The sequence below is a fragment of the Verminephrobacter aporrectodeae subsp. tuberculatae At4 genome (genome assembly GCF_000193225.1).
GTDB classification, from domain to species: domain Bacteria; phylum Pseudomonadota; class Gammaproteobacteria; order Burkholderiales; family Burkholderiaceae_C; genus Acidovorax; species Acidovorax aporrectodeae.
On the sequence record NZ_AFAL01000867.1, the window covers coordinates 1 to 948 of the forward strand.

Sequence of the window (948 nt, forward strand, 5' to 3'; positions counted from 1 at the left end):
GTCGATGGCGTGGCGAATATCGTCACGAATGTCAGCATCAATGGAACCTCCAAGGACATGATCCTGACGCTGACCACCCCCATAGCGGATGGTCAGCGCGGCGTGACCGTTGCCTACAACGACAGCACGCCCGCCGACAACAAGGGCATACAGGACACAGCCGGCAATCGCCTGACCAGCATCCCGACCACGGCGGTGGACATACTGGACAGAACGCCCCCGGTGATCCACAGCGCCACAGTCACCGGCAACCAGTTGGTGCTCACGTACACGGAAGCCAACACCCTGGACGGGGCAGCGCTCACGGGCAACGCAGGCTTTACGGTGAACACCGCCGCTGGCGCAACGGCCATCACCGTGAGCAGCGCCGTGGTAAGCGCCACGGCCAAGACCGTGACGCTGACACTGAGCCGCGCTGTGGCCAATACGGAAACCGTGACCGTCAGCTACACCAAACCCGCGACCGGTGCCGTGGTGCAGGACGCTGCGGGCAACGACGCAGCGAGCTTCAGCAGCCAGGCCGTGACGAACAACACCCCCGCGCCAGCAGACACCACGCCCCCGGTGTTGATCACCACCGGTCAGCAGGGGCCCAGGGTCAACGCCAACTTGGTGTACCTCAGTTTCCACGGCACGAGCGACCTGAAAGATGGTACGGCCCAACCGAACGGCAGCGATTTCACGGTGCTCGTCGATGGCCAAGCCGCCACGGTCACGGTCACGGGCTATGGAAGCGGAAAAACGATGATCCTGCGACTGAGCACCTCCGTGCAGCTGGGTCAGACCGTGACCATCGCCTACCAGGACAGCACGCCCACCAACGAGAGTGCCATACAGGACACAGCCGGCAACCGCCTGCTCAGCTTTCCGACCACAGCGGTGCGCACGGACATCGTGGCCCCGGTGTTGATCACCACTGACGAGACGCAACGCCCCAGGGTCAACGGC

General features: G+C 63.9%; 1 protein-coding gene. It reads left to right on the top strand.

Annotated elements, in window-relative coordinates; all coding sequences use genetic code 11:
* Nucleotides 1-948 (top strand): SwmB domain-containing protein (locus tag VTU_RS29655; protein WP_010109114.1); only part of this gene is annotated, 948 nt, incomplete at both ends.